The sequence below is a fragment of the Mesorhizobium sp. M7A.F.Ca.AU.001.01.1.1 genome (genome assembly GCF_004022735.1).
GTDB lineage: Bacteria > Pseudomonadota > Alphaproteobacteria > Rhizobiales > Rhizobiaceae > Mesorhizobium > Mesorhizobium ciceri.
In genome coordinates this window covers 1-1,043 of sequence record NZ_RZPF01001176.1, presented here as the reverse complement: position 1 = coordinate 1,043, position 1,043 = coordinate 1, and the positions used below count along the sequence as shown (strand labels likewise).

At 60.9% G+C, this 1,043-nt stretch carries 1 pseudogene; it reads right to left on the bottom strand.

Annotation, left to right across the window (positions count from 1 at the left end):
* Nucleotides 1–961 (bottom strand): annotated as a pseudogene (locus tag EN884_RS36865) (exopolysaccharide biosynthesis protein); the annotation flags it as partial.
* Nucleotides 962–1,043: the final 82 nt, after the last annotated feature.

The window sequence follows — 1,043 nt, the reverse complement described above, 5'->3', positions numbered from 1 at the left end:
GAGAACCGTTGCCCTGAAGGAGTTCCAGCACCCCGCGAGCGAGGGTACGTGGCGTTTTCCTCCATCGGACGGCAAAAAGCACCGCATCAGCCCATCCAGCCAGAAATTTGGCTTCCGGCCGCCCGAGCGCCGACGGCAGGTTTATGATGACGATGCGATAGGTCAAGTGCAGATCCGCCATCACTTTGCCCCCATCCTCGCAGGACAACACCGCCAGCAGATCGTCCGACGGAGCAGCGGTCATCACGTCGATGCCGATTTCATGCAGACTGGCCACGGCGTTTTCCAGGTTGCTGCGATTGCAGACATAATCAGCGAAGGAATGGCGGCTCTTGCGCTCGCTGAACTGATGCAGGAACTCGAGCGTGAGTTGAACGCCCTTGCGTTCAAGATCGATCAAGAGAACACGACCGCCCATCCGCGTGCCGGCCAGCGCCAGACTCCATGCGAGCTCGGTCCCCCCATCCTCCGGGACGCTGGAGGTGACAAGCGCCGTGTACGACGAACGAGCCCTCAGCGCATTGGGCGCCGCAGCAATCAGCAACGACGTCACGGCGCGGCTATAGGCGGAGCTGCGCTCGCCCAGGACAAGGGTTCGCAGTCGTTTGGCATGCACCCTGCCTGCTTCGGGAATCTGCCCCATACATGGAACCTTGAGCACCGCTTCCGCCTCGGTCTCACCGCGGAAAGTCCGATCGAAGTGATTGCGCATCGTGACGAAAATCGCGCCCAGTATAGCGAACACAATCATCCCGGGCGGAACAAGGAAGATGGCGGGCAAGGTCTGCGGGATGGTCGGCGGCCATGCCGCCGATAGGATGGAAATTCCAGCCGAGGGAACTCCGATACGCCGCGTCAAATCCTGTTGCCGGCCAAGAAGTTCGTTGTATCGCTGGGTCAGCAAACTGACCTGCGGCTCGAGAACCCGCAACCCGGAAAGCCGGCTGGCGGTGTCGGCCATGACCGCATCCAAAATGGCCTTCCGGCTCTCAAGAGTGGCGATCTGGGCACGGAAAATGTTTGCGTCCGCAGCAATCTTGTCG